Annotated in this window: 24 protein-coding genes; 7 read left to right on the forward strand and 17 right to left on the reverse strand. The window is 56.2% G+C overall.

All coding sequences use genetic code 11. The annotated features are described in order from the left end of the window. The first annotated feature begins 27 nt into the window (after positions 1 to 27). Positions 28 to 729 carry a DUF1223 domain-containing protein gene (locus tag ACR0CE_RS01070; RefSeq protein WP_480480351.1) on the forward strand — a complete coding sequence of 234 codons (702 nt, stop codon included), beginning with the start codon at positions 28 to 30 and terminating at the stop codon, positions 727 to 729. Here ACR0CE_RS01070 and ACR0CE_RS01075 read toward each other — a convergent pair whose 3' ends face one another. From ACR0CE_RS01075 to purB, 5 genes are all read right to left on the reverse strand, one after another. Beyond that, the gene (locus tag ACR0CE_RS01075) at positions 730 to 1,653 is read right to left on the reverse strand and encodes a lysophospholipid acyltransferase family protein (protein WP_480830545.1); all 924 of its coding nucleotides are present in this window, start codon (positions 1,651 to 1,653) and stop codon (positions 730 to 732) included. 120 nt (positions 1,654 to 1,773) lie between these two features. Further along, entirely contained in the window at positions 1,774 to 2,874 is a 1,101-nt protein-coding gene (locus ACR0CE_RS01080; protein WP_480830547.1) for a flagellar motor switch protein FliG, read from the reverse strand. Positions 2,875 to 2,943: 69 nt separating this feature from the next. Continuing rightward, complete coding sequence (locus ACR0CE_RS01085; protein ID WP_480830549.1) at positions 2,944 to 3,486, reverse strand: tetratricopeptide repeat protein; 543 nt, start codon at positions 3,484 to 3,486, stop codon at positions 2,944 to 2,946. 102 nt (positions 3,487 to 3,588) lie between these two features. Then, on the reverse strand, positions 3,589 to 3,741 hold the full coding sequence (locus ACR0CE_RS01090) for a hypothetical protein (protein ID WP_480504699.1): 153 nt from the start codon (positions 3,739 to 3,741) through the stop codon (positions 3,589 to 3,591). Between the two features lie 123 nt (positions 3,742 to 3,864). Further along, on the reverse strand, positions 3,865 to 5,169 hold the full coding sequence (purB, locus tag ACR0CE_RS01095) for an adenylosuccinate lyase (RefSeq protein WP_480830551.1): 1,305 nt from the start codon (positions 5,167 to 5,169) through the stop codon (positions 3,865 to 3,867). A 355-nt stretch (positions 5,170 to 5,524) separates the two neighbouring features. Here purB and ACR0CE_RS01100 point away from each other — a divergent pair, with 355 nt between their 5' ends. Beyond that, a complete protein-coding gene (locus ACR0CE_RS01100) occupies positions 5,525 to 6,085 on the forward strand; it encodes a hypothetical protein (protein WP_480830552.1) in 561 nt (186 codons plus the stop codon). Between the two features lie 15 nt (positions 6,086 to 6,100). Further along, the gene (locus tag ACR0CE_RS01105; RefSeq protein ID WP_480584897.1) at positions 6,101 to 6,418 is read left to right on the forward strand and encodes a hypothetical protein; all 318 of its coding nucleotides are present in this window, start codon (positions 6,101 to 6,103) and stop codon (positions 6,416 to 6,418) included. A gap of 32 nt (positions 6,419 to 6,450) precedes the next feature. Here the strand turns inward: ACR0CE_RS01105 and ACR0CE_RS01110 are convergent, their stop codons facing one another. Together ACR0CE_RS01110 and dddP are read right to left on the reverse strand one after the other, a co-directional pair. Then, positions 6,451 to 7,665 (reverse strand): bifunctional alpha/beta hydrolase/OsmC family protein, encoded by a 1,215-nt coding sequence (locus ACR0CE_RS01110; protein ID WP_480473401.1) that lies wholly within the window; start codon positions 7,663 to 7,665, stop codon positions 6,451 to 6,453. A gap of 480 nt (positions 7,666 to 8,145) precedes the next feature. Then, positions 8,146 to 9,489, reverse strand: a complete 1,344-nt coding sequence (gene dddP, locus ACR0CE_RS01115) for a dimethylsulfonioproprionate lyase DddP (protein WP_480545393.1) — start codon at positions 9,487 to 9,489, stop codon at positions 8,146 to 8,148. 122 nt (positions 9,490 to 9,611) lie between these two features. Between dddP and ACR0CE_RS01120 the strand changes: the two genes are divergently transcribed. Further along, positions 9,612 to 10,355 carry a heme-dependent oxidative N-demethylase family protein gene (locus ACR0CE_RS01120; RefSeq protein WP_480830554.1) on the forward strand — a complete coding sequence of 248 codons (744 nt, stop codon included), beginning with the start codon at positions 9,612 to 9,614 and terminating at the stop codon, positions 10,353 to 10,355. 36 nt (positions 10,356 to 10,391) lie between these two features. Here ACR0CE_RS01120 and ACR0CE_RS01125 read toward each other — a convergent pair whose 3' ends face one another. From ACR0CE_RS01125 to ACR0CE_RS01140, 4 genes are all read right to left on the reverse strand, one after another. Next, entirely contained in the window at positions 10,392 to 11,294 is a 903-nt protein-coding gene (locus ACR0CE_RS01125) for a hypothetical protein (protein ID WP_480504707.1), read from the reverse strand. 200 nt (positions 11,295 to 11,494) lie between these two features. Beyond that, complete coding sequence (locus tag ACR0CE_RS01130) at positions 11,495 to 12,283, reverse strand: lytic murein transglycosylase (RefSeq protein ID WP_480830556.1); 789 nt, start codon at positions 12,281 to 12,283, stop codon at positions 11,495 to 11,497. Between the two features lie 288 nt (positions 12,284 to 12,571). Next, complete coding sequence (glnA, locus tag ACR0CE_RS01135) at positions 12,572 to 13,978, reverse strand: type I glutamate--ammonia ligase (protein WP_267366350.1); 1,407 nt, start codon at positions 13,976 to 13,978, stop codon at positions 12,572 to 12,574. 33 nt (positions 13,979 to 14,011) lie between these two features. Beyond that, positions 14,012 to 14,350 (reverse strand): P-II family nitrogen regulator, encoded by a 339-nt coding sequence (locus tag ACR0CE_RS01140; RefSeq protein WP_209503542.1) that lies wholly within the window; start codon positions 14,348 to 14,350, stop codon positions 14,012 to 14,014. Positions 14,351 to 14,519: 169 nt separating this feature from the next. Between ACR0CE_RS01140 and ACR0CE_RS01145 the strand changes: the two genes are divergently transcribed. From ACR0CE_RS01145 to tig, 3 genes are all read left to right on the forward strand, one after another. Next, the gene (locus tag ACR0CE_RS01145; RefSeq protein WP_480830558.1) at positions 14,520 to 16,163 is read left to right on the forward strand and encodes an NAD(P)H-hydrate dehydratase; all 1,644 of its coding nucleotides are present in this window, start codon (positions 14,520 to 14,522) and stop codon (positions 16,161 to 16,163) included. A 309-nt stretch (positions 16,164 to 16,472) separates the two neighbouring features. Beyond that, positions 16,473 to 17,597: a porin gene (locus tag ACR0CE_RS01150; protein WP_209503546.1), complete on the forward strand. Its 1,125-nt coding sequence runs from the start codon at positions 16,473 to 16,475 to the stop codon at positions 17,595 to 17,597. A gap of 173 nt (positions 17,598 to 17,770) precedes the next feature. After that, on the forward strand, positions 17,771 to 19,102 hold the full coding sequence (gene tig / locus ACR0CE_RS01155; protein WP_480504714.1) for a trigger factor: 1,332 nt from the start codon (positions 17,771 to 17,773) through the stop codon (positions 19,100 to 19,102). Positions 19,103 to 19,205: 103 nt separating this feature from the next. Here tig and ACR0CE_RS01160 read toward each other — a convergent pair whose 3' ends face one another. The 6 genes from ACR0CE_RS01160 to rpsF all read right to left on the reverse strand — a co-directional run bounded on the left by ACR0CE_RS01160 (position 19,206) and on the right by rpsF (position 22,999). Next, positions 19,206 to 20,060, reverse strand: a complete 855-nt coding sequence (locus tag ACR0CE_RS01160) for an acyl-homoserine-lactone synthase (protein WP_480480382.1) — start codon at positions 20,058 to 20,060, stop codon at positions 19,206 to 19,208. 107 nt (positions 20,061 to 20,167) lie between these two features. Then, positions 20,168 to 20,869, reverse strand: a complete 702-nt coding sequence (locus ACR0CE_RS01165) for a LuxR family transcriptional regulator (protein WP_267364591.1) — start codon at positions 20,867 to 20,869, stop codon at positions 20,168 to 20,170. A 235-nt stretch (positions 20,870 to 21,104) separates the two neighbouring features. Continuing rightward, the gene (locus ACR0CE_RS01170) at positions 21,105 to 21,590 is read right to left on the reverse strand and encodes a transglycosylase SLT domain-containing protein (RefSeq protein ID WP_480504716.1); all 486 of its coding nucleotides are present in this window, start codon (positions 21,588 to 21,590) and stop codon (positions 21,105 to 21,107) included. A gap of 166 nt (positions 21,591 to 21,756) precedes the next feature. Continuing rightward, a complete protein-coding gene (rplI, locus tag ACR0CE_RS01175; RefSeq protein ID WP_267364588.1) occupies positions 21,757 to 22,377 on the reverse strand; it encodes a 50S ribosomal protein L9 in 621 nt (206 codons plus the stop codon). Positions 22,378 to 22,389: 12 nt separating this feature from the next. Then, on the reverse strand, positions 22,390 to 22,617 hold the full coding sequence (gene rpsR / locus ACR0CE_RS01180; protein ID WP_005608650.1) for a 30S ribosomal protein S18: 228 nt from the start codon (positions 22,615 to 22,617) through the stop codon (positions 22,390 to 22,392). Positions 22,618 to 22,645: 28 nt separating this feature from the next. Then, the gene (gene rpsF / locus ACR0CE_RS01185) at positions 22,646 to 22,999 is read right to left on the reverse strand and encodes a 30S ribosomal protein S6 (RefSeq protein WP_209503558.1); all 354 of its coding nucleotides are present in this window, start codon (positions 22,997 to 22,999) and stop codon (positions 22,646 to 22,648) included. Positions 23,000 to 23,157: the final 158 nt, after the last annotated feature.

The following is a 23,157-nucleotide window of genomic DNA, read 5'->3' on the forward strand; positions in this document are numbered from 1 at the left end:
GAACACCCGCTTTATCCGAGAGTTTTGATGTTCAGACCCGCTGCTTTGACCGCCCTGATATCCTGCCTGCTCGCCACCCAGCCCATGGCCGGTGGGGATCCTGTGGTGGTTGAGCTGTTCACCTCACAGGGGTGTTCGTCTTGCCCGCCGGCAGATCGGATCATGCATGAGCTGGCGAAACGCGACGATGTCATCGGGCTGGCGTTGCATGTCGACTATTGGGATTACATCGGCTGGAAGGACGAATATGCCGATCCTGATCACACGCTCCGGCAACGGGCCTATGCCCGCGAAAACGGAAAATCCATGATCTATACGCCCCAGATGATCATAAATGGTCAGCACGATATTGTCGGCGCTCAGGCTCAGGAGCTCGACCGTCTGATTGATGCGCATCTAAAGGCCGCCCCCGAGGCAGCGGTGACAGCAACCCGAGACGCTGACGAAGTGACCGTGAGTGTGACGCCTGTGGAATTGCCCGCAGGTGAGATCTATGACGTGCGTATCGTTCAGTATTCGCCTCTGCGCCATGCCTCGATCCGCCGTGGTGAACTAGCCGGGCGGGAATTGGATTATGCCAATGTTGTTGAGACATGGCAGATTGCAGGCCGGTGGGACGGGAAAGCGCCGCAGACTTACTCGGCGCAGCTGGAACCAGACTTGCCAGCCGTTGTGCTTGTGCAAAGGGCCGGTCACGGGCCAATTGTTGCCGCGACTTGGGCCAAATGATCAGGGCATGTCGTCCGGTTGAACGCCAAGGCCGTTCCAGCTTTTCCAACGCCGGTGGATCCAGAACCACTGTCCCATATGCTGCCGCACGATCTGTTCCAGATCGTCATTGGTGAACTGGGTCATCGTCTTTGGGTCCGTGTGCGGAACGGGATCATGCAGGATGATTTCAAAGTCGATGCCGTTTGGCTGGCGCACGGCATAGCACGGTATCAGTACGGCCTTGTATTTGATGGCCAGCTCTGCGTTCAGCACGGATGTCACGGCAGGCTTGCCAAAGAATGTCAGCTCTTCGCCCCCCAGTGCATGCAGGTCGGACACGATGGCAATGATTCCACCGTTCTTGAGTGACCGGACCATTTCGACCATACCGCGCCGCCCCTGTTCAAACATCGGTGCGCCGGTTTTGTAAAAAGCCTCGACATAAGCGTCGTTGAAATAGGGATTGGCCATCCGCCGGTAGAGGCATCCAATCGGCTTGCCGCTGTGTTTCTGCAGGGCAACACGCGCGGCCAGATAGTGACCGAAATGCGCAGTGATCATCATCACCGGGCGCCCTTCGGCAATCGCGGCGTCAAACGCATCAATACCGGGCCCGGATATCTTGGCGTTCACCTGACGTTCGATGAAACCTTCGGGTGAAAAATGCTCCATAATTGCCCGACCAGCATTATCCGACACGTCACGATAGATCTTTGTGATCTCGGCATCAGACAATTCAGGGCAGGTGAGCTTTAGATTCCGGCGGACACGGGTGCGAAATCCAACGACGGGTGCAAGGGTTTTCATAATTGCACCCATGGTTGCTATGCGCCTTTCATAAGGAAGCAGGCGCATAGCGCCGATGATTCCCTGCAGGAGCAGATTGGCGACATAGTATTTTCCAAGCTCAAACCGGCTGAGCTCCGACTTTTCGACGGGCATGGAGGTGTCTCACCGCGTGTTGCGAAATGTTGCCTCAGACATACAACCCGGTACCCGTAACCTCAAGCACTCTGGCGAAATGGCTGCCCTAACGATCTGGCGGGTGCGCCTGTTCCTGCCTCAACCCGTGTTTTCGTCGTCTTCCTTTTCAATCAGCGTAATTGTTCCGGCGTCAGACAAGGTACGAACCGCCCCAACGATCTGGGTCATGGCATCTTCGGCCTCAGATTGCTTGACCCGCCCGCGTTCCGCGATTTCCTCGCGCAGGTTTTCTGCCATGCGGGAGGAGATATTCGACAGCAGAAACTCGACAGATGCCTTGTCATCATCCGCGGCGGCACCAGCAAGGGCCGCGACCAGAACAGGCTGATCGACTTCCCTCAATATGGCTGGAACATCACGTGGGGAAATCCGGCTGGAGATATGGGCGAAGGTAAAGATCGAGCGGCGCACCAGATCGGCAAAATCGGCGTCGTCCTCATCCAGCGCGTTCAGCAGGTCGTCGCGCGTGGCGGACGCAGACTGGTTCAGAATTGCACCCACCCGCGCGCCCGGACCGTCATTGAAGGCCTGAACAGGCCGCTGATCCAGCTGAGCAGCCAGTGACCAGCCGATCCGCTCAACCGCTTCGGGTGTGACATTTGCTGTTTTCGAAATTGCGTAGGTGATCCGCCGCGCCACCGGACCCGGCATGTGGCCCAGCATCTGTGCCGCCTGTGCTGTATCCATTTTTGAAAGCATCACAGCTGCAACTTCAGTGCTTTCCGCCTGTGCCATGGCCGCAAGGTCCTGGGCCGGAATGTCGCGCAACCTTTGCCAGGGATCACCGATCTGGCGAACTCCGGCAACTTTGCGCAAACGCGCCGCTGTCGCGGGCGTGATCTTTCCGCTGACGGCATCCAAGGCTCCGGCAAGCCCATGTGGAAAGGCCAGACCGACATTGTCCAGGGCTTCGCTGAATTCCTGTGCCACAGCACCCAGAGTCACCCGGTCCACAAGGCCCATTTCCCCCAATTGGTGTGTCAGTTTTTCTTGCAGGTCATCGGGAAGTTCCTCCAACGGAAGATCGGCGCCTTCGTTCAACAACAGGCGCACGACGACAGCTGCCTTCTGACGGCTGGTCAAAGATCGGGGAACAAGGCGCGGGTTGTCGCCACCCTCTGCGGAAAACGGGGCCGAAGCCCCTTGAACCGTTTGAATTAATGCGTTGGTGTTCTGCATCTGCCTGTGGAGCCAAAGTTTTCGAACCACAGGCAGATTAGAGAGAGTCGGGTTAAATAACCCTGAACCTCAATAGCTGTATGTCAGGCCCGTTCGGATCGCTTCGCGCAGCGACGCCTCGGCCCATGTGCCTTCGCCGCCGCGGGCCTTTATTTCACGCCATTGCTCGATCGCCAGATCGGTTCGGCCTTCGGACACAAACCCCTGCGCCATGTAGCTGCGCGCCAATAGATTGTCTGGATTGGCATTGATCGCGTTTTGATAAAAGACATTTGCCAGTTCCAGCTCGCCCATTTTGCGATAGGTGAAACCCCAATAGGCCAGGACACGATCGTCCTCCTGATCCATGATGCGCAGAATGTCCTGAGCGTGCCCGTATTGCCCGTCATACGCCAGTTCGCGGACCGCATTATACAGCTGATCATCGGTCAGGTTAGACTTGTCGGGTTTGACGCATTTTCCACGGGTTTCATCATATACACGGCCGAACAGGCATTTCTTGGTCGTATTCGTGGGTTTCGGCGGGCTGCTGCTGTCACCGCCTGCGGCATGGACAGCTGGCGCGAAGGCAAAGGCTTGCAAGGCAAGGGCAGAAGCTAACAAAAGGCGCATTTCTTTACTCCGTTCTCGGGGCTCTTATTGAAATCATAGTGTGATCTACAAAAAAGCTAACAGTGGAACGGTCGCTTTTATTCACGAACTGGACAAAAATTGTCAGCTGTTGACAGATTTCGCGCAGCTTTTTGTTTCAGTATCCCAGGCCGTACCGGGTGCGCAGGATTGGGTCTGTTTGGAATGCTCTTCGCAGGCAAGCCCGACCGAGGCCACAAGAACCAGTGCCAATGCGCTTAGGAGTGTTCGGATCATGATGTTTCCCTCGTATGGAAAAAGCACATGCAGGATACCGCATTTCTGTTGATCTGGCAAAAAGCAAGGGGGTGCCCTGCATGTGGCAGAACACCCCCGGCTAACAGACTGAAAAAATACCCGTTATTCGCCAAACACGCGCGCAAAGATCGTATCGACATGCTTGGTGTGATACCCGAGGTCGAATTTCTCTTCGATCTCCGCAGGGCTGAGTGCGGCAGTTACATCAGCATCCGCCAACAGTTCCGCCTTGAAGTCGGTGCGGTGTTCCCAAACCTTCAACGCGTTGCGCTGTACCATGGCATAGGCGTCCTCACGGCTGACACCTGCCTGGGTCAGGGCCAGCAGAACGCGCTGGCTCATGACCAGCCCGGGGAACTTGTTCATGTTTTCCAGCATGTTTTCCGGGAAGATCAGCATTTTGTCGACCACACCTGTCAGGCGGGCCAAGGCAAAATCCAGCGTGATTGTGGCATCCGGACCGATCATGCGCTCGACAGATGAATGCGAGATGTCGCGTTCGTGCCAGAGCGCGACATTCTCCATTGCCGGTATTACGGCTGCGCGGACCATGCGCGCCAGACCGGTCAGGTTCTCAGTCAGCACCGGGTTTTTCTTGTGCGGCATCGCCGAGGAGCCTTTCTGGCCCATCGAGAAGAACTCAGCCCCCTCCAGTACCTCGGTCCGCTGCATGTGGCGGATTTCGATGGCAATGTTTTCGATGCTGCTTGCGATGACGCCCAGCGTTGCAAAAAAGGCCGCGTGGCGGTCACGCGGAATGACCTGCGTGCTGATCGGCTCAGGCACCAGACCCAGCTTGTCACAGACATGTTCCTCGACTTGCGGGTCGATGTTGGCAAAGGTACCAACCGCGCCGCTGATCGCTCCGGTGGCGATTTCCGCACGTGCATCGCGCATCCGGGACAGGTTGCGGTCCATCTCGGCGTAGAAGCGGGCAAAGGTCAGACCCATGGTTGTCGGTTCGGCGTGGATGCCGTGGCTGCGTCCAATACGAACCGTGTTCTTATGTTCCATCGCGCGGCGCTTGAGCGCAGCCAGAAGCCCTTCAAGGTCGGCAATCAGGATGTCGGCGGCGCGGGTCAGCTGTACGTTGAAACAAGTGTCCAGCACGTCCGAGCTGGTCATGCCCTGATGCACAAAACGCGCCTCTTCACTGCCGACATGCTCTGCAAGATGGGTCAGGAAGGCGATGACGTCATGCTTGGTGACGGCTTCGATCTCGTCGATGCGGGCGACATCGAATTCCACATCCTTGGCTTTCCAGACAGCTTCGGCATTTTCACGCGGGATCACGCCCAGATCCGCCATGGCATCGCACGCGTGCGCCTCGATCTCGTACCAGATGCGGAACTTGGTCTCGGGCGACCAGATGGCAACCATGTCGGGGCGGGAATAACGGGGAATCATAGGCGACGGCACCTTTTTTGCAGATTGGATGAGGCGTTGGCGCGGGGTTTAACCGCGTGCGGGGTAGGGAACAAGATGCGAGAGCGTATATGAGACGGTTTGCCCTGATTCTTGCCGTTTGTTCGGGCTTTTCAGCAGCAGACGGGTTCGGAAAACTGTCCTGCAAAGGATTTGGTACGGTATTGACGGGCAGGGTTCCGCAACAAGGCAGGTTTTGCGCCTGCAACTAGGTCTCACCGGATCATGCCGCCAGTTGGGGTGGATGCCTGTCCTGCCCTTGCTGCCAAGCGATGCTGGACAAACAGCGCTGCAACAGTTCAATCTGATCGGAAGGAAATAACCAGGTTATTGAGATATGCGTTTTTTATCATGTTCTGTACTTGCCCTCTGTGGTGTGTTTTGGGTCGGCGCAGCTGCACCAGCACTGGCTGACACACCCGTGACATACACCGATGAAGGCCAAGCGCTCTTTCGGTTTGACGTTCCAGACTTCTGGGTCCTTCGTACCGGCGGCCCGCGCGAGATTGAGGATACCGAACTGGGCGACGCCCGTGCGGTCGCGCGGGTCATGGGGTTCCGGCCGGTGACAGACGACGCGGTGTGGATGGGTTTCGTATCACCTGCGGGTGTTGGAACAATTCAGGGCGGCGTCCGGTACTTGCAGGATATCGACAAGTTTCTGGTCAAAGACCCTACGACGACCAGCATCAGCGACACCCGTATCGGCGGATTGCCAGCCCGCGTGTTTCGGGGCACCGGGCACCGGGACGGCAAGGGAGTAAGCTTTACCGCCACCGTCATTGACCTTCCGCAAGGCCGGGTTGCCATCGCAGTTGCTATTCTGCGGGACGGGGCGGACCCGAGTTATGCAGATGATCTGAACGCCGTATTCGCGTCGTTCCGGGCGCTTCAGTGAGGGAGGGAGGGAGCGATGAGCGTTAGACTGATCAAACGGATGTCTCTTGCGCTGGGGTTGGGGATCGCGACTTTGACGCTGTCAGCCTGTGACGGTGTTACGGTTGGGGTCGGGTACGGGTATGACCCGTTTTACGACTCGATGCTGTGGAACGACTACTACCATGACGTTAATGTGGATATTGACGTTGATCGTCCCAACCGACCTGATCGACCAGTGCGCCCCGAGCGTCCGAAACCGCCTGTGGCCAAACCTCCCGCGCGCCCGCGCCCACCTGTCGCGCGTCCGCCGGTTGCCCGCCCGCCCATTCATCGACCGGGCCCGCGACGCTAAGGAACAAAAGGCCGCCTGTCAGGCGGCCTTTCTTATGAAAGAAGCTCGGTCGTTATGTGGGCCGAGCCTTCGAGCGTCCGGTGAACCGGGCACTTGTCCGCAATCTCAAGCAAACGTTGCCTTTGCTCCTGATCCAGCGGGCCGCTCAGGCGGATTTTCCGGCGAAACTGGTCCACCTTGCCGTCATTCACTAATCCGGCATCCTGCGCATGAACTTTGTCATGACATACATCGACGCTGACATTTGTCAGGGGCCAGCCTTTGCGCCTGGCGTACATGCGTATTGTCATCGATGTGCAGGCCCCCAAACCGGCCGAGACAAAGCCATAAGGCGACATGCCCTTGTCCGTACCGCCATAGGATGCGGGCTCATCCGCGACCAGATGGTGGTTTGGACCGGCCTGAATATCCTGCATGAACCCGCCCGGATCTGCTTCTGTTATGCGCACAACGCCCTCTGGCGCACCCGGTGGCGGAGCGGGCGGGCACAGTTTCACATAACGCGAAACCCAAGCGGCGATGACATCTGCTGCATATTCGGCGTCAGAGGCGCGCGTGATCAGATGATCGGCATCGTCGAGAGTTACAAAGCTTTTGGGGTGTTTCGCGGCCATAAAGATCGCGCTCGCATTGTCGATGCTGACCGTTTCGTCGCGTGGAGCATGAAGGATCAGCAGGGCGGCTTTGAGGTCGGCGATTGCAGATGACAAGGCCGATTTGGCAATGTCGTCCACAAAAGCTTTACCAATTCGGAAGGGGCGACCACCCAGAGAGACCTCGGCACTGCCATCCTCTTCGATCTGAGGCAACGCGGCCTCAAAGTGATGCGACACATGGGCGGGGTCCGCCGGTGCACCCAATGTCACGACGGCTTTTACAGTGGGAATACCTGCCCGCGCCCGCAACACCGCCGCGCCCCCAAGCGAGTGGCCGATCAGCAGGGCAGGTGCCATGTTTCGACCGGCCAGATATTGCGCGGCTGAAATCAGATCCTCGACATTCGAAGTGAAGGTCGTATTGGCAAACTCGCCTTCGGAATGGCCCAGTCCGGTGAAATCGAACCGCAGCACCGCAATGCCCATGGCAGCCAGTCGGGCAGAAATGCGCCGGGCGGCCGGGATATCCTTGGAGCAAGTAAAGCAGTGGGCGAACAGGGCCGTTGCCAGCACCGGTCCGTCCGGCAAATCCAGTCGCGCCGCCAATTGGCTGCCGTCATGTCCGGCAAAAGTGATGCGTTCCGTGGGCATGTCGGCTCCTTGAATGGTACGGGGGAACACGCCTAATACTGTGTATTTGCCCTTTGGGTCACAACCCTTAAGTCACACGCGTAACGGGAAGGTGAGAACGAATGGGTGTTTCACGGACTGCGCAAGATCCCTGCCGCCTTCGGGCCGCATGGCGGCAGAGCTCTTACCTTCTTTTATTATCAAGAATTTTGATGGTTACCCAAACAAACATTCGTTTCACTTATGTCTCTCAACATCCCATTTGTGGTTCCTGAAAGCTGAAACAGGAGACACAGATGTCACATGCAGATATTGCACCCCGGATACCAGACCTGCGTTCACGTATGATCCTGGCTATAGTTTTGGCCGGCGTTGCCGGGTTCGCGATTGGCCAATCCTGGCCCGCGCCCCAAGGTGGTTCACAGGTTCAGATCAGCCCTGCCACGGAAGATTGGCATGGAAATGTCCGCCGGTCCCATTGGTCGAATTGAAGGCCCGGCCTTATTCGATCCCCATCAACTGGGGGTCAAAGGGATATCTGGACAGGTTCTCATACCCGGTTTCGGTAATGAGAACCTGATCCTCAAGCTTGATGCTGAAATCGCCACCGACTTCGCCGACGCAGGCTTCGACGCACAGCACCATGCCGGGCTCAAGCGGATAGTCATATGCGCCTTCGACGGCTTTGTCCGGATACGCAACCAGCGGCCATTCATCACACAATCCCACTCCGTGCATCAGGCAGCCGTATTTCTGCGCCTGAAACTTGTCATCAAGCCTGTGCGACATGGCGGTAAGTTCCGGGATCATTACGCCGGGCTTCAGCATCTGCATGTTGGTCATGATATGTTCATGCGCGTGCTGCATGGCATAGATCATGTCAGGGCGGGGTTTTTGGTCGCCAATCCACCAAGTGCGCGAGATATCGATGCATATCCCGTATGACCCGATCAGGTCGGTGTCGAAGGCGATGATTTCGTTTTGCTGCGTGATGCGGGGCCCGCATTCCTGGAACCAGGGATTCGTGCGTTGGCCTGATGCCAGCAGGCGGGTTTCAATCCATTCGCCACCGCGCCGGATGTTTTCCGCGTGCAGAACAGCCCAGATATCATCCTCGGTTGTCTTGCCATTGCCGACATTCGCGCGTGCAAAGCTCTCCATCTCCGCCACAGCGGTTTCGCAGGCGTGATTGGCACAGCGCATGGCCAGAATCTCATCCGGTCCCTTCACGGCACGGGTCTTTTCGGTCAGCTCTTCACCTTCCATGACCTCAAAGCCCTGCGCCTCAAGCGCGCGCAGACCATGCAGCATGATCTTGTCGACAGCCAAACGTTTGTTGCCGCCGCCATGCGCATCGATCAGTACGCGCACCTCGTTCGAGAAAACATCTGCCGCAATATCCACCTTGTCGCCACGGTCGAAGTAAAACAGGTCCGCGCCTGACCGCTGCTCGCGCACCAGCGGATTGAACGTGCTGAGGAAAGGTGAGTTCTTGTAGTCCCAGATCACCATATAGCCATCGGCACATAACAGCACCGCGCGAAACGGGTTATGCGTATTCCACAACTGCATGTTCGTGCTGTCGGTTGCGTAGCGGATGTTCAGCGGGTCAAAAACCAGCAAGCCACCATATCCGCGATCAACGATGGCCTGCGTCAGTCGTTTCCAGCGGTGTTCCCGCATCCGGGCAAGATTGGGCAGTTCCAGCCCCGCAGCAGCCCATTCGTCAAAAGCCAGCTGTGTCGGTCCGATCTCGATCCGGTCATTTTCGTTTGGCGTGCCATCACCCAGCGTAGCGCCTCGGCTGGGGTCAATCTTGCGCGTGTCTCGGTAATGCTTGTTCATGACGGACCTCGTTGCTTGTTCAGTCAAACCTAAGGTGCCCATATCGATCGTCTTGGAAAAATGCGACGGCGATCCTGTCGTTTTCGACCGACAAATATTTCGACCCATGCTAAGCCACTGGTATGAATAAAATTCTGCAAGATAAAATACCGTATGATGTCGGCGACCTACGTGCTTTACCGGGTATCCAGCCTGCAACGATGGAAAACTGGTTGCATCGGGACGAAGCTTTTGCAGGTCAGATGCAACGCCGGCAGAAGCTGCTGACGGAACGCCGCGAAGACGTTCTGGCGCTTGATCCGCAGGCTGAACCGGCCGCTCGGGAACTGCTCGACCTTGTGCTGTCGCAGGTCTATCCCAATGCGGATGAAGAAGTCGTGAGACCCGACGGAGTAAGTGTCGCAGTCGACCGGGCGCAGCCGCTTGATACATTGTGCAGGCTGGTTCAGGAGGATTTTTGCATCCTGCAAAAGCGCGGAACTGTACATGTATTGACCGGCGCAATCCTGTGTTTCCCGGCCAGCTGGCTTTTGTCGGAAAAATTCATGCGACCACTGATCGACATCCATGTGCCTGTCGCAAGTTACGACGAAAATATAGCCAAGCGGGTGCAGCGCCTGTTCGACGGGATACAGCCCGGTCGTCCACTCTGGCGCTTTAACGCGCTTTGGTATGAAGACCCCGAACTGTTTCAACCCCGAAGCGCAAATGACAGGCGAGGCGACACAGATCGACGTAAAACGTCCTACTTGCGAAGTGAGCGGCAAACCCTGCTGCGCTTGCCGAAAACGGATGCGGTCGTCTTTTCAATCCACACTTATATTCTGGCCGCGAACGCGGTTCCCAAAATGGAAAACCCCGCCTGAAGGCGGGGCATCCAAGGAGGGTCTTCTGTAATTCTCTTACTGGCCCAAAGCGGCCGCAACATCGGCAAACGCATTCGTTGCGTTCAGGGCAACTATCGCGAAGGTAAAGACAAGCACCTGTGTGTTGAGGCGAAAATCTTCACCCCGGATCAGATTGACGGCAGCCATTGACAGGGCAATCGGGGTCGAAACGCCAGCCAGTACACCCGTCATGCACCAACTGCTGAGACGCAGAACGTCACTTGGCTTCGCGACACCATCTTCGTCATCGAACGTTTCCTGACCTGGCCTGTTTGTATCTTCACTGCGAAACGCGATGCTGAGCAATTGTTCATCTGTCAGCTGGATCGGGCGGGACGTCGAAGCATGAAGAACACTTATGGTGTCATCGTTCTCGGGCACATTCACCCCCGAGAATTGCCCGGTCAGCGACTGAAAAATTTGTTTTCTGTCGCGTGTTCGGCTGGGGGCCAGAGTGTCAAAGGCGCTCATGAACTGCTCGACCGTCAGAACCGTGTGTGGCGACAGCCATTCAACGCGCCGGGTCGAACAAATATCGACCATGCGATACAGAATGACGACCATCATCAGTTCCGAAATCTCGGAGTCATCCAGCAGGGGGGAAACCGGCGTGATCGAAAGAACCAACCTGTTTTGCGGATTTGCGGCGCGGGGTTTTGTTATCGTTTTTAGCCCCGCGGCGCGATCCATACGCTCGTACCGGTCTTCCTGCTCGGGGGTGCCTGTATCCAAGGTCAGTCGCACAAGGTACTGACTTGAAACAATGCTTGCTTCGGAATTGCTCAGCAACGCCTTGCGTTCGACCAGATGGCCGTAATCTTCCAGCGTCGTGGCAACGATTGTGCCAAAACGCTCGATCGCGCCATTTGCGTCGCCATTGAATTGCAGGCCGCCATGGTAGCTGTGCTTCCGAGCCACTGCACTGTCCTTTTTTGCGTACTGTTCAGCAAACACTGTAACAACCATTCGTGAGGAGAATTTGGCGGAAAATGCAAAAAAGGTGATTTTACCCCGGCATTGGTTACGCATTGGAAACCAAGAAACTAAAGGCTTTTGTTTGTCACTGTGGCGGAAATGTGGCGAAAGCGGGTGCGGAGTGTGTTTTTGGTGCGACCGGGCTATTGGTCGATTCGGGCGGCCATGATTGCTATGGATTGCTGATAAACAGAGGCCGCGTTCCACTGTTTCAGCACTTGAAAATTCCGCTCCCCTGGCTGATAGCCACGCCCTGGCTTCCACCCTTTCTTGCGAAGAAAATTGGCGGTCGAGGCAAGCGCGTCGGTCATGTCATAGAAGTCCACCCGACGGTCGCCAGTGGCATCGACGCCATAGGTCAGGGCGTTGCCCGGCAGGAACTGAGTGTGACCCAACTCGCCATGTTTTGCCCCTTTTGTCGCCACGGTAATGCTTCCTGCATCGACCAGTTTCAGTGCCCCGATTGCGTGCGGAACAAAGAACTCGGACCGGCGACAATCATAGGCCAGTGTCGTGATTGCGGAAACAATCTGACTGTCTCCCATAAAATTGCCAAAGCCGGTTTCCATGCCGTGAATGGCGATCAGAACGCCCGCCGGAACACCGTATTGCCGTTCAAGAGCAGCATAGAAATCGGGATTTGCCGCCTTGCGTTTGCGCCCCTGCGTGACGATTGCATCAGCGCCTCTGACACGCATGAATTTGTCCAGCGTGTATTTGAAGCTTTTCTGATTGCGATCCGCCGCAATTGTGCCCGTGGCGTATTGCGCCTGAGCAAGCGCCTGAAGGCCCATCTTTTTCACACCAGCCTTGCGGGCCTGCTGGGCGAAATCGGCCTTCCAGGCCTCGAACCCCGCGCTGGTATTCCCACAAGGCGCGGCCAGAAGGGGCGAAGACACAAGCAGGGCGATTAATACGTAAAGACGAAACATGAGGATAATCCGATGGTGTTGAAATCTGTGGCCAGCCTACCTTGAGCTTTGAATTGGGCAAAGCAGTTCGTTGGAGTGGCTCCAACCGCTCCTGCTAACGCCTCTTGATTGGTCTGCGGAGTGCCTTTGAAGGATTTCAGATCCTCAGCATCGGGCACATAGCAAGGGCGAAGGTAAAAAGTGTGTATTCTGCGCCGTGGCACCCGAAAAGGCTGAACAGCGGCAGACCGGCGCAAATGAAACAGGGGCGCCCGTTTGAGCGCCCCTGCAAATCCATGCCGTGGTTGCTTAGCAGCTGTAATACATGCCGTATTCAACCGGGTGTGGTGTGTGCTCGTAGGTTTCGACCTCTTCCATCTTCAGGGCGATGTAGCCGTCGATCTGGTCCTTGGTGAACACGTCGCCTTGCAGCAGGAAGTCGTGATCAGAAGCCAGCGCTTCCAGAGCTTCACGCAAGCTGCCGCAGACAGTCGGGATACCGGCCAGTTCCTCGGCAGGCAGATCGTACAGGTTCTTGTCCATGGCTTCGCCTGGGTCGATCTTGTTCTTGATGCCGTCCAGGCCAGCCATCAACAGAGCGGCGAACGCAAGGTAGGGGTTCGCAGCCGGGTCGGGGAAACGAGCCTCAACGCGCTTGGCTTTGGGGCTTTCGGTCCACGGAATACGAACACAACCCGAACGGTTGCGGGCCGAGTAGGCGCGCAGAACTGGTGCTTCGAAACCGGGGATCAGACGCTTGTAGCTGTTGGTTGCCGGGTTGGTGAAGGCGTTCAGTGTCTTGGCGTGCTTCAGGATGCCGCCGATGAAGTACAGCGCTTCGTCCGAAAGATCTGCGTATTTGTCGCCTGCGAACAGCGGCTTGCCGTCCTTCCAGATCGACATGTTCACGTGCATGCCGGTGCCGTTGTCACCTGCGATAGGCTTCGGCATGAAGGTCGCCGACTTGCCGTAGGCATGAGCCACGTTGTGGATGACATATTTGTACTTTTGCAGCTCGTCCGCCTGCTTGGTCAGGCTGTCGAAGATCAGGCCCAGCTCGTGCTGGCAAGACGCTACTTCGTGGTGGTGTTTGTCGACCTTCATGCCCAGACGCTTCATGGTCGATAGCATTTCAGACCGCAGATCCTGCGCTTCGTCGATCGGGTTCACAGGGAAGTAACCGCCCTTGACGCCCGGACGGTGGCCCGTATTTCCCATTTCGTATTCGGTGTCGGTGTTCCATGATGCGTCAGTTGCATCAACTTCGTAGGATACCTTGTTGATTGTGTTCGAATAACGGACATCGTCAAACAGGAAAAACTCGGCTTCGGGACCCATATATGCGACGTCACCGATTCCTGATGCCTTCAGGTATGCTTCGGCTTTCTGCGCTGTGCCGCGCGGGTCACGCTCATAGGCTTCGCCTGTATCGGGTTCGACAACCGAGCAGTGCACGCAAATGGTTTTCTCTGCGTAGAACGGATCAACATATGCACTTTCGGTATCGATCATCAGCTTCATGTCCGAAGCTTCGATCGACTTCCATCCTGCGATGGACGAACCATCAAACATGAAGCCTTCGTCCAGGAAGTCTTCATCGACCTGATCGGCCATCAGGGTCACGTGCTGCAGCTTGCCGCGGGGGTCGGTGAAACGGACGTCGACATATTCGGCGCCCTCTTCCTTGATCAGCTGAAGAACTGCGTCCTTGCTCATTCTCTTGATTCCTCTGACTTGAAGATTGGTATGTTAGAGCGCGTCCGAGCCGGTCTCGCCGGTACGGATGCGAATGGCTTGTTCAACCGGAGAGACAAAGATCTTTCCGTCGCCGATCTTGTCGGTCTTGGCAGCCGACACGATGGCTTCGATGGCGGCATCAACCTGGTCATCGTCCAATACGACCTCGACTTTTACCTTAGGCAAAAAGTCGACAACATATTCCGCGCCACGATACAGCTCGGTATGGCCTTTCTGACGGCCGAAACCTTTGACTTCGACGACGCTGAGACCCTGAACACCTACGTCCTGCAACGCCTCTTTCACTTCGTCCAGTTTGAACGGCTTGATGATCGCTTCGATCTTTTTCATTCCGGCTCACCTTGAATGGTTGTCTCAGGCGCAGTGATCACGTCTAAGATCGGGCGGCAACGTGATTGCGGTATCGGTTGGGTCGGTATCCGTTGAAATCAGGCTCTTTGCTAAATTTTAGGCGGTTTGCACAAAAAGTAATCGAAATTGAATCGTGCGAAGGTGTGATATGACGGAATTGCTGACAGCAGCGCAGATGAGAGCCATCGAGCACGCGGCCATCAGGTCCGGTGAGGTTACGGGTTTGGAGCTGATGGAGCGGGCAGGGCAATGTGTTGTCGAGGCGATCTTTGAGGAATGGCCGGATCTGGACAGGCGAGGGGCCAGCCCCTCGCGCTCCCCGGAGTATTTGGAAAAAGATGAAGAGGATCCGCTGCGTGCAGTCGTATTGTGCGGGCCCGGAAACAACGGCGGTGACGGGTTTGTCGTGGCGCGGCTTTTGCGGGAACTGGGCTGGAGGGTTGAGGTATTCCTGTATGGCGATCCCAAAAAGTTGCCGCCGGATGCCCGGGTGAGTTATGAGCGATGGGGTGGTTCGACAAAGGATGTATCTGAGATCGCACGGGGCAGAATCTTGTATCCGGATATTCTCATCGACGCATTGTTTGGGACCGGTCTAACACGATCGATTGAAGATGTGAGGCTATGGGAAGTTCTTTGGGCATATGATGACGCAGAGACGGCATGGGAGTTGCGGCGTCAGGATGGAGGTACGCACATAGTTCCTCCACGCACGGTCGCGATAGACGTTCCTTCAGGTCTTTGCGCAGACTCAGGCAAAGTCGTGGGAGAACTTTTCCCTCAGCATGGACGTCGCTGTGCACGATCAGCACTTACGGTTTCGTTTCATTCGAGAAAGCTTGGCCACGTGCTGAGTGAGGGACCATATTTTTGCGGACATGTTGTCACGAAAGATATCGGGTTGAGGCAGGATGCGGGGGGCGACGAGATTTCGAAGGCTGTGGATAATCTGCCTGGGGTTTGCCTTGGTAAGAGTATGAATGAGCACAAATACACCCATGGGCATGCCCTGATCCTTTCGGGTGGGCCCGGCAAGACAGGTGCGGCGCGACTGGCCGCGCGGGGGGCGTTGCGGATTGGGGCAGGGTTGGTGACGCTGGGGGTGCCATCCTTGGCTTTAGCAGAGGTTGCGAGCCAGATCACCGCCCTCATGCTACAGTGCGTTGATGGTTCTCAAATGCTGTCAGACGTACTGCAGGACGTGCGAATGAACGCCCTTTGTCTGGGCCCCGGTTTGGGGTTGGAGCGAGCGCGGGACCTGGTGCCGGTCGCCCTGATTGCGAAACGTGCGACGGTTCTGGATGCTGATGCGCTGACGGCATTTGCGGGCGATCCCGGAAACTTGTTTGAAATGTTGCATGACCGCTGCGTTCTGACCCCGCATGGCGGTGAGTTTGCGCGGCTGTTCCCCGATCTGTCGGAGAAGCTGAGCGAAGCGCCGGTCAGAGGCCCCGCCTATTCCAAGGTGGACGCAACACGAGAGGCAGCGGCACGTGCGGGATGTGTCGTGTTGTTCAAAGGGCCGGATACTGTCATTGCGGCGCCGGACGGGCGATGTTCGATCAATGCCGCATGCTATGATCGCGCAGCCCCTTGGCTTGCAACCGCCGGGTCAGGCGATGTGTTGGCCGGTTACATCGCCGGGCTATTGGCGCGGGGATTCGATCCGATGACGGCGGCTGAGACAGCAGCATGGCTGCACGTGGAATGCGCACGTCTTTTCGGGCCAGGATTGATCGCCGAGGATCTGCCTGAGCATTTGCCCTGTGTTTTCAAACAGCTGAATATCTAGTTGTTTTGGGCAGAAAGCAGCTCAGGCTCTGTCCGAATGGCATGTTTTCGCCGTCAAGCCGCGCGCGGATGCATACCGCATATTTGTCAGGTGCATAGGTAAGCATCAGTATTCATTTGCCAGCTGCCAGTGGGAGCTGGAGCCGTATCTTGTAAGTTAATGAAAAATAATATAAAATATCAGAATTATCAGTGTGTCCTGTTGCTAAAATACAATTCTTGCGTAAGACAAGACGCAGACCACTGGAACGCTCGGATTCAGTAAACAAATGGGCAGTATCTGAACCCCGAACCAATTATGGTGAGTGAAATGACCCCAAATATCAAAAAGATATCGGTTGCTGCCTTTCTGTCTGCCACGGTCGCTGTTCCGGCGGCCGCAGAGCTGAAATACGAAAATAACAGCGGCGGCTATGTGCTGCTTTACGGGCAGTTTAACCCGGCCTTGATTTCTGTTGATGACGGACAAGATACCGAGACCCGGGTCCTCGACAACGATCTGTCGAACAGCCGGGTTGGCCTGCGTCTGATGCAGCCGTTTGGCCAGAACGAGTTTACGTTCCGCTTTGAATCGGCATTGGGCTTGCCGAACTCGAGTGAATGGAACCAGAACGGTACAAACTTTAGCGGCTGGACTCGCGACGATATCCGGTTTGTGGATTTTGCCTTGAAGGGCAGCTACGGCAAATTCTCGGCTGGTCAGGGCAGCATGGCGGCAGATGGTGCTGCCGAAGTGGACCTGTCCTATGTCGGCACCGCGCTGTATTCGTTTACAAACGATGAGAACTCGGGCTTTTTCTATCGCGGCACGAATGGTGTGCTGAGCGGTATTACGGTTGGTGACAGTTCCAGCAACTTTGACGGCTCACGTCGCGGGCGTGTGCGGTATGACACGCCAACGGTTAACGGGTTCTCGGCCGCTTTTGCATATGGTCAGAACATCCTGTCCAGCAGTGACGATGATGACTACTATGATGTCGGTGTGTTCTATGAAAACACCTTTGCAGGCGGTGTAGAGTTTGCGGCAGCTGTCGCGTATTCGGTGCGGGACCGGGATGACAATTCAGGGGATCGCAAGGATACAATCGGTTCGGCCTCGGTACTGTTGCCCAGCGGTCTGGGTTTCACGATTGCCGGCGGCACGCGTGACGATGACCGAGCCGGCCAGACGGATCCGAACTACTGGTACGGCAAGGTCTCGTACGAGGGGAACTGGGTATCCTGGGGCAAGACAGGTGTCGGTATCGATTATTATGATGGCGCGGATTTCGAGACCAACGGGTCCGACACCAAGGCATGGGGTATCGCTGTCGTGCAGAAGGTCGAAGCGATCAATACCGATGTTTACTTGAAGTATCGCAACCACGATTTCGATGACGGAACGTCGTTTGAAAACAACGAGGCCTGGGTTCTGGGCGCGCGCTGGAAGTTTTAATTGTCTTCCAGCGATCCAATACGAACGCCCCGGATTTCGGGGCGTTCTTTTTTCCCAAAACCAGGTTGATTCAGCCTTTGCCCCTTGCACGTTGGCGGCAGGGCAAATAGAAGGCGTCAAATTTGCCCGGCGCGCCCGTTTTGCGCGCCCCGAATCCTATGGGGACTACCAAAATGCAGGTTACCGAGACGCTGAACGAAGGTCTGAAACGCGGCTACAACATCGTTGTGACCGCAGCCGAACTGGACGACAAGGTCAATGAAAAGCTGACCGAAGCACAGCCGGAAATCGAAATGAAAGGCTTCCGCAAAGGCAAGGTGCCGATGGCGCTGCTGAAAAAGCAGTTTGGCCAACGCCTGCTGGGTGAGGCGATGCAGGAATCCATCGACGGTGCAATGAACAAGCATTTCGAGGACAGCGGCGACCGCCCGGCGCTGCAGCCCGAAGTCAAGATGACCAACGAGGACTGGAAAGAAGGCGACGATATCGAGGTCGCGATGTCCTACGAAGCGCTGCCCGCGATCCCTGAGGTCGATCTGAAATCGGTTGCGCTGGACAAGCTGATCGTCAAGGCGGATGACGCCGCCGTCGAGGAAGCGCTGAACAACCTCGCTGAAACCGCTCAGGACTTCAAAGCCCGCCGCAAGGGGTCGAAAGCCAAGGATGGCGACCAGATCGTGTTCGATTTTGTTGGCAAGGTTGATGGCGAAGAATTCGAAGGCGGATCAGCCGAAGATTATCCGTTGGTTCTGGGTTCAAACAGCTTCATCCCCGGTTTTGAAGAGCAACTGGTCGGTGTGAAGGCCGAGGAAGAAAAAGACGTCAACGTGACCTTCCCGGAAGAATATGGTGCCGAACACCTGGCCGGAAAAGACGCGGTCTTCACCTGCACGATCAAGGAAGTGAAAGAGCCGGTTGCAGCCGAGATCAACGATGAGCTGGCGATGAAGTTCGGCGCCGAGGATCTGGCCGCTCTGAAAACTCAGATTTCGGAACGTCTGGAAGCAGAATATGCGGGCGCGTCGCGTGCTGTCATGAAGCGGGCCCTGCTGGACGTGCTGGACGAAAAAGTGTCGTTCGACCTGCCGCCGTCGCTGGTTGAAGCCGAAGCCAAGCAGATTGCACATCAGCTGTGGCACGAGGAAAACCCCGAGGTAACCGGCCATGACCACGGTGAGATCGAACCCACCGATGAGCACAACAAGCTGGCCGAACGCCGCGTGCGTCTGGGTCTGTTGCTGGCTGAACTGGGCCAAAAGGCAGAGGTGGAAGTCACCGACGCCGAGATGACCCAGGCGATCATGAATCAGGCCCGTCAGTACCCGGGCCAGGAACGCCAGTTCTTCGAGTTCGTGCAGCAGAACGCTCAGATGCAGCAGCAACTGCGCGCGCCGATCTTCGAAGACAAGGTTGTCGACTATGTGTTTGAGCTGGCCCAGGTCAGCGACAAGGAAGTCAGCAAGGATGACCTGCAAAAAGCCATTGAGGCACTGGAAGAGGAATAATCCTCTTCCTTCCCTCTTTGCTAAGAGAGGGGTAAAAAAAACGGAGCCGCCTGAGATCAGACGGCTCCGCATGGGTGGCTTTTGTGTCTATGAGGTGAGGGGGTCAGGCCTCATGAGCAAAAGCACGGGGGGTATCTAGCAGAGCGATCTTCTGCTCTGGTGTGAACGTATCCGAGAGCGCTTCGATCAGCTTCAGAACGTCTTGGCGTTCAGCTTCGTTTCTTGCGGCGCTCATCTGTTCCACAAAATACTTCTCAAGATCAGTCAGTGGCTTGTGATCCTGATTGGCCGGGCTCTGGGTTGCTGCCTTCTTGGCTGCAAACAGTGCCAGTGCCTCTTCGTCATCCATAAAGACGTTCTCATGGATGCCTGCAAACTCACGCAGGCCCGAGATGCGTTCATCAGTACAATCCAACAGCGCGGCCAGTGCCGAAACTTTCCCCATGGGAACCGTTTCGCCGACATAGTCATATGGCGCGCAGTTCGACCGTTTCAGGACCCGGTCCATAACCGGATCGATTACGGTGATGATATCCTGAATGCCTGCGTTCTTGGCATATTCCAGAGAGCCGATCATCAGCTCGCAGGTGGCATAAGAGACAGAATTCTTTTCCTTGCCGCGTGTAAGACGCTGCGTGTCCACGCAGAAGCGTGTCGATTCCCACATGGTTGCGCTGCGAAGTGGTGCTTCCCCGCAAAGGATTGCCGAAAACACATCCGACAACATATGAGGTCCTGTGGTCTGAAGGGCACGCACGGCTGCGACGACATTCCCCCCGTCGTCGAGTCCGATTACATATGCCGGGTCCAGATGATCGAATTCATCAATTTCCTTACCGTCTTCGATCTTTACGTCCCATCCAAGACGTCCGCCAAAAACACGTGCTCTCAACTCGAACATTTCGTCAAGAACTTCGCTGAACATATGTCTGTTCAGGCCATCTACCACGATGATCATTTCTTCCCCCTTCGAGTGGTTGTTCGGTAATACTGACGTTACCGCTCTCGAAGGATTTTTCTATTGGGGGATTCCCGTATTTTGGCGGAATTTGGGGATTTTTTTGTTTATCCCGGGGTAATAAGCCCGATCGCTATCGCCCGCCCTACGGCCTGAGGGGTGGTCAGCGCACTAAGCTTTTCCCGGCTCGAACGCAAGTGTACTTCTACGGTTCGGTGCGAAATCGACAAAATATCGCCGATATCCTGCTGCGACTTACCTGCAGCGACCCATTGCAGGATTTCCGCTTCGCGAGAGGACAATGTCGGATGATATAGTGCGCCGGTCAGCTGATCCGAGGACACGACGTTGTCGTGGATGTGCACGGCCATGGCCTGCAAATCGCCGATAAAGTTCGTGTAAAGCTTACGCCACTCTTCCTTGCTGCAATTTCGGGTAGCGCTCAGCAGGCCAATATCACCGTAAGGGCCGCGTACCGGGATCGTAACACCCTGACTAGGCAAGCCAAAATCATGAGCATCCCGGAACACGCGTTGAAAGTCCGGACTTCTTTCCAGACGGCTCCAGTCCACCGGCGCAATACTGCGGCGAGCCATGTGGATGGTCGGATCAATCATGATCAGACCCTGTTTCTGGTAGTGCTCAGTCCAGGCGTCGTCATAGGTGACAAAGCCAGCCACAGTTCCTGCCGCCGGATTCATACCAGCATAGGCAGCATGATCCATGTCATGCTTCTCACAGATTTGCCTTAGAAATTCGGTATATCGAACTTCTGAATCCGGCAGGGTGCTCAGATCGACAATTTCCATGTGGCGCCTACCAGCTGTGGCCCATCTTGCTGCCCGATGGTGTCGTCGAGCATGCGTATTACACAGAGTGGAACCCGTTTACCTCACCAAGTCAGAACATCATACTTTTCTAAACATGACAAGGAGAGGTCTAAATTGTCTGTGCAATATCGCATATTGCGACACCCAATAGAACATTTTTGTCACTATTCAGTTTCAAGTGCTGATTCCGATCGAATTCTGACGCGAATGACCGTCAGGGTGTTGGCCTAAGCCCGGTTTCGACCAGCATTCCTCGGGCTTTAGCTTCGGGATAAAAACCTTTGGCGTACAGAAAAATTGCCCTGCGTTGGTCCCCATCTGAAAGCATCCACGCCCCGCGCAAGTACTTCCCGGCAAACTCAAGGTTGGTGTCGGCGTCCAGCAAACCTTCGGCTTTGCCGGTGTATCCCATCGAGCGCGCCGTGGCTGGCAGGATCTGTAGAAGGCCGTAATAGGGCCGGTTGACGGCCCATGGTCGGTGTGTGCTTTCGCGAATGGCCAGCTTGTGAACCAGTTCCCGCGGAATCTCGTAATGGTCCGCCCATCTGTTGATCGAAGCTCTCAGCTCGGGCGTTTCATTCGGGTGGAGCGGCGGGTCAAAATGTGGCGTACCCGCCTTGGAGACCTGGTCTGCCCCGCAGGCAACCAACGACACAAATAGAAACAGTGCCAGGAAACTTTGGCGCAGATAAACAAGCATTTTTCGGTCCTCTGGATTTCGGCGGCAATGATACGGAACGACAATGAGCCTTCAAGCGTACACGGGAAAATGGGCTGAAACTTGCCGGTACGACTTGTGAATACAAAGGGAAAAAAGAAAAGGCCGCGCTTTGGCGCGGCCTTTAGGATGCTCACAAGCAGCCGGATCAGGCTTTGGCTTCGTCTTCCGCAACCGGTGCCGCGTCGGCAACCATGTCATCATCATCCGAAGCGGCCGAGCCGATGTCGTCGAACAGTTCGGCGATTTCGAATTCAGCAGCGGCTTCTTCTTCAGCAGCCAGTTCCTGAATCGATTTGCCCGAAGCCTGCAGTTCGGCTTCTTCTGCCGAACGGGCCACGTTCATTTTGATTTCGACTTCAACCTCGGGGTGCAGTTTCACTGCGACAGTGTGCAGACCCAGTTCTTTGATCGGGGCGATCAGGACAATCTGTTTCTTGTCGACGGTAAAACCTGCTTCGGTTGCGGCGTCAGCGGCGTCACGCGGGGTGACCGAACCGTACAGAGCGCCGGCATCCGATGCCGAGCGAATCACGATGAACTGCTGACCGTCCAGCTTTTCAGCCAGTGCTTCAGCTTCTTTCTTGGTTTCCAGGTTGCGGGCCTCAAGCTGCGCTTTCTGGGCTTCGAACGACGCGATGTTGGCGTCGGACGCGCTCAGGGCTTTGCCTTGGGGCAGCAGGAAGTTGCGGGCGTAGCCGGGCTTGACGTCAACGACGTCGCCCATCTGACCCAGTTTCGCAACGCGTTCCAGCAGGATAACTTGCATGTCAGTCTCTCCTTACTTCACAGCGTAGGGCAGCAGGGCGAGGAAGCGGGCGCGCTTGATAGCACGGGCCAGTTCACGCTGCTTTTTCGCCGAAACGGCGGTGATGCGCGAAGGCACGATCTTGCCACGCTCAGAGATGTAGCGCTGCAGCAGACGGGTGTCTTTGTAGTCGATTTTCGGCGCATTCTCACCCGAGAACGGGCAGACCTTGCGGCGGCGGAAAAATGGTTTTGCGGCCATGGTTTAGTGTCCTTTTCTCAGGCGTTGATCAACGGCGCTCGCGGCGTTCGCCACGTTCGTCACGCTTCTGCATCTGAACCGACGGACCATCTTCGTGGCCGTCGACCTTGATGGTCAGAACGCGCATGACGTCTTCATGCAGGCGCATCAGGCGCTCCATTTCCTGCACCGCGCCCGAGGGGGCATCGGTTTTCAGAAAGGCATAATGGCCCTTGCGGTTTTTGTTGATCTTGTAGGCCATCGTCTTGACGCCCCAGTACTCGCTATCAACCAGCTTGCCGCCGTTGTCAGCCAGAACGGTGCCGAAATGTTCGACGAGGCTTTCCGCCTGCGCGTTGGACAGATCCTGACGCGCGATCATTACATGCTCATACAGTGGCATGTGCACTCCTGTTTATATCAAGGCGCATTTCATAGGCGGGGCCAAACGTTCCTTCGCGACCCTGCCACGAGAGGCTGCGCGATTCATACGACTGCGAAGGATGGCCCCATATACACGTCTGAGCCACAAGGGCAAGCCCTGCCACATATGCCTCTGAG

This window comes from Ruegeria sp. L11 (assembly GCF_056531755.1).

Coding starts and splice junctions, on each gene's coding strand:
- ACR0CE_RS01150 (WP_209503546.1), top strand. CDS start 16,473: ATGACCCCAAATATCAAAAAGATATCGGTTGCTGCCTTTCTGTCTGCC.
- ACR0CE_RS01110 (WP_480473401.1), bottom strand. CDS start 7,665: ATGCCCACGGAACGCATCACTTTTGCCGGACATGACGGCAGCCAATTG.
- ACR0CE_RS01070 (WP_480480351.1), top strand. CDS start 28: ATGTTCAGACCCGCTGCTTTGACCGCCCTGATATCCTGCCTGCTCGCC.
- rpsR (WP_005608650.1), bottom strand. CDS start 22,617: ATGGCCGCAAAACCATTTTTCCGCCGCCGCAAGGTCTGCCCGTTCTCG.
- glnA (WP_267366350.1), bottom strand. CDS start 13,978: ATGAGCAAGGACGCAGTTCTTCAGCTGATCAAGGAAGAGGGCGCCGAA.
- ACR0CE_RS01145 (WP_480830558.1), top strand. CDS start 14,520: ATGACGGAATTGCTGACAGCAGCGCAGATGAGAGCCATCGAGCACGCG.
- ACR0CE_RS01090 (WP_480504699.1), bottom strand. CDS start 3,741: ATGATCCGAACACTCCTAAGCGCATTGGCACTGGTTCTTGTGGCCTCG.
- ACR0CE_RS01085 (WP_480830549.1), bottom strand. CDS start 3,486: ATGCGCCTTTTGTTAGCTTCTGCCCTTGCCTTGCAAGCCTTTGCCTTC.
- ACR0CE_RS01160 (WP_480480382.1), bottom strand. CDS start 20,060: ATGATCATCGTGGTAGATGGCCTGAACAGACATATGTTCAGCGAAGTT.
- ACR0CE_RS01130 (WP_480830556.1), bottom strand. CDS start 12,283: ATGTTTCGTCTTTACGTATTAATCGCCCTGCTTGTGTCTTCGCCCCTT.
- ACR0CE_RS01075 (WP_480830545.1), bottom strand. CDS start 1,653: ATGCCCGTCGAAAAGTCGGAGCTCAGCCGGTTTGAGCTTGGAAAATAC.
- ACR0CE_RS01100 (WP_480830552.1), top strand. CDS start 5,525: ATGCGTTTTTTATCATGTTCTGTACTTGCCCTCTGTGGTGTGTTTTGG.
- rplI (WP_267364588.1), bottom strand. CDS start 22,377: ATGCAAGTTATCCTGCTGGAACGCGTTGCGAAACTGGGTCAGATGGGC.
- ACR0CE_RS01165 (WP_267364591.1), bottom strand. CDS start 20,869: ATGGAAATTGTCGATCTGAGCACCCTGCCGGATTCAGAAGTTCGATAT.
- ACR0CE_RS01170 (WP_480504716.1), bottom strand. CDS start 21,590: ATGCTTGTTTATCTGCGCCAAAGTTTCCTGGCACTGTTTCTATTTGTG.
- dddP (WP_480545393.1), bottom strand. CDS start 9,489: ATGAACAAGCATTACCGAGACACGCGCAAGATTGACCCCAGCCGAGGC.
- ACR0CE_RS01080 (WP_480830547.1), bottom strand. CDS start 2,874: ATGCAGAACACCAACGCATTAATTCAAACGGTTCAAGGGGCTTCGGCC.
- tig (WP_480504714.1), top strand. CDS start 17,771: ATGCAGGTTACCGAGACGCTGAACGAAGGTCTGAAACGCGGCTACAAC.
- ACR0CE_RS01140 (WP_209503542.1), bottom strand. CDS start 14,350: ATGAAAAAGATCGAAGCGATCATCAAGCCGTTCAAACTGGACGAAGTG.
- ACR0CE_RS01120 (WP_480830554.1), top strand. CDS start 9,612: ATGAATAAAATTCTGCAAGATAAAATACCGTATGATGTCGGCGACCTA.
- rpsF (WP_209503558.1), bottom strand. CDS start 22,999: ATGCCACTGTATGAGCATGTAATGATCGCGCGTCAGGATCTGTCCAAC.
- purB (WP_480830551.1), bottom strand. CDS start 5,169: ATGATTCCCCGTTATTCCCGCCCCGACATGGTTGCCATCTGGTCGCCC.
- ACR0CE_RS01105 (WP_480584897.1), top strand. CDS start 6,101: ATGAGCGTTAGACTGATCAAACGGATGTCTCTTGCGCTGGGGTTGGGG.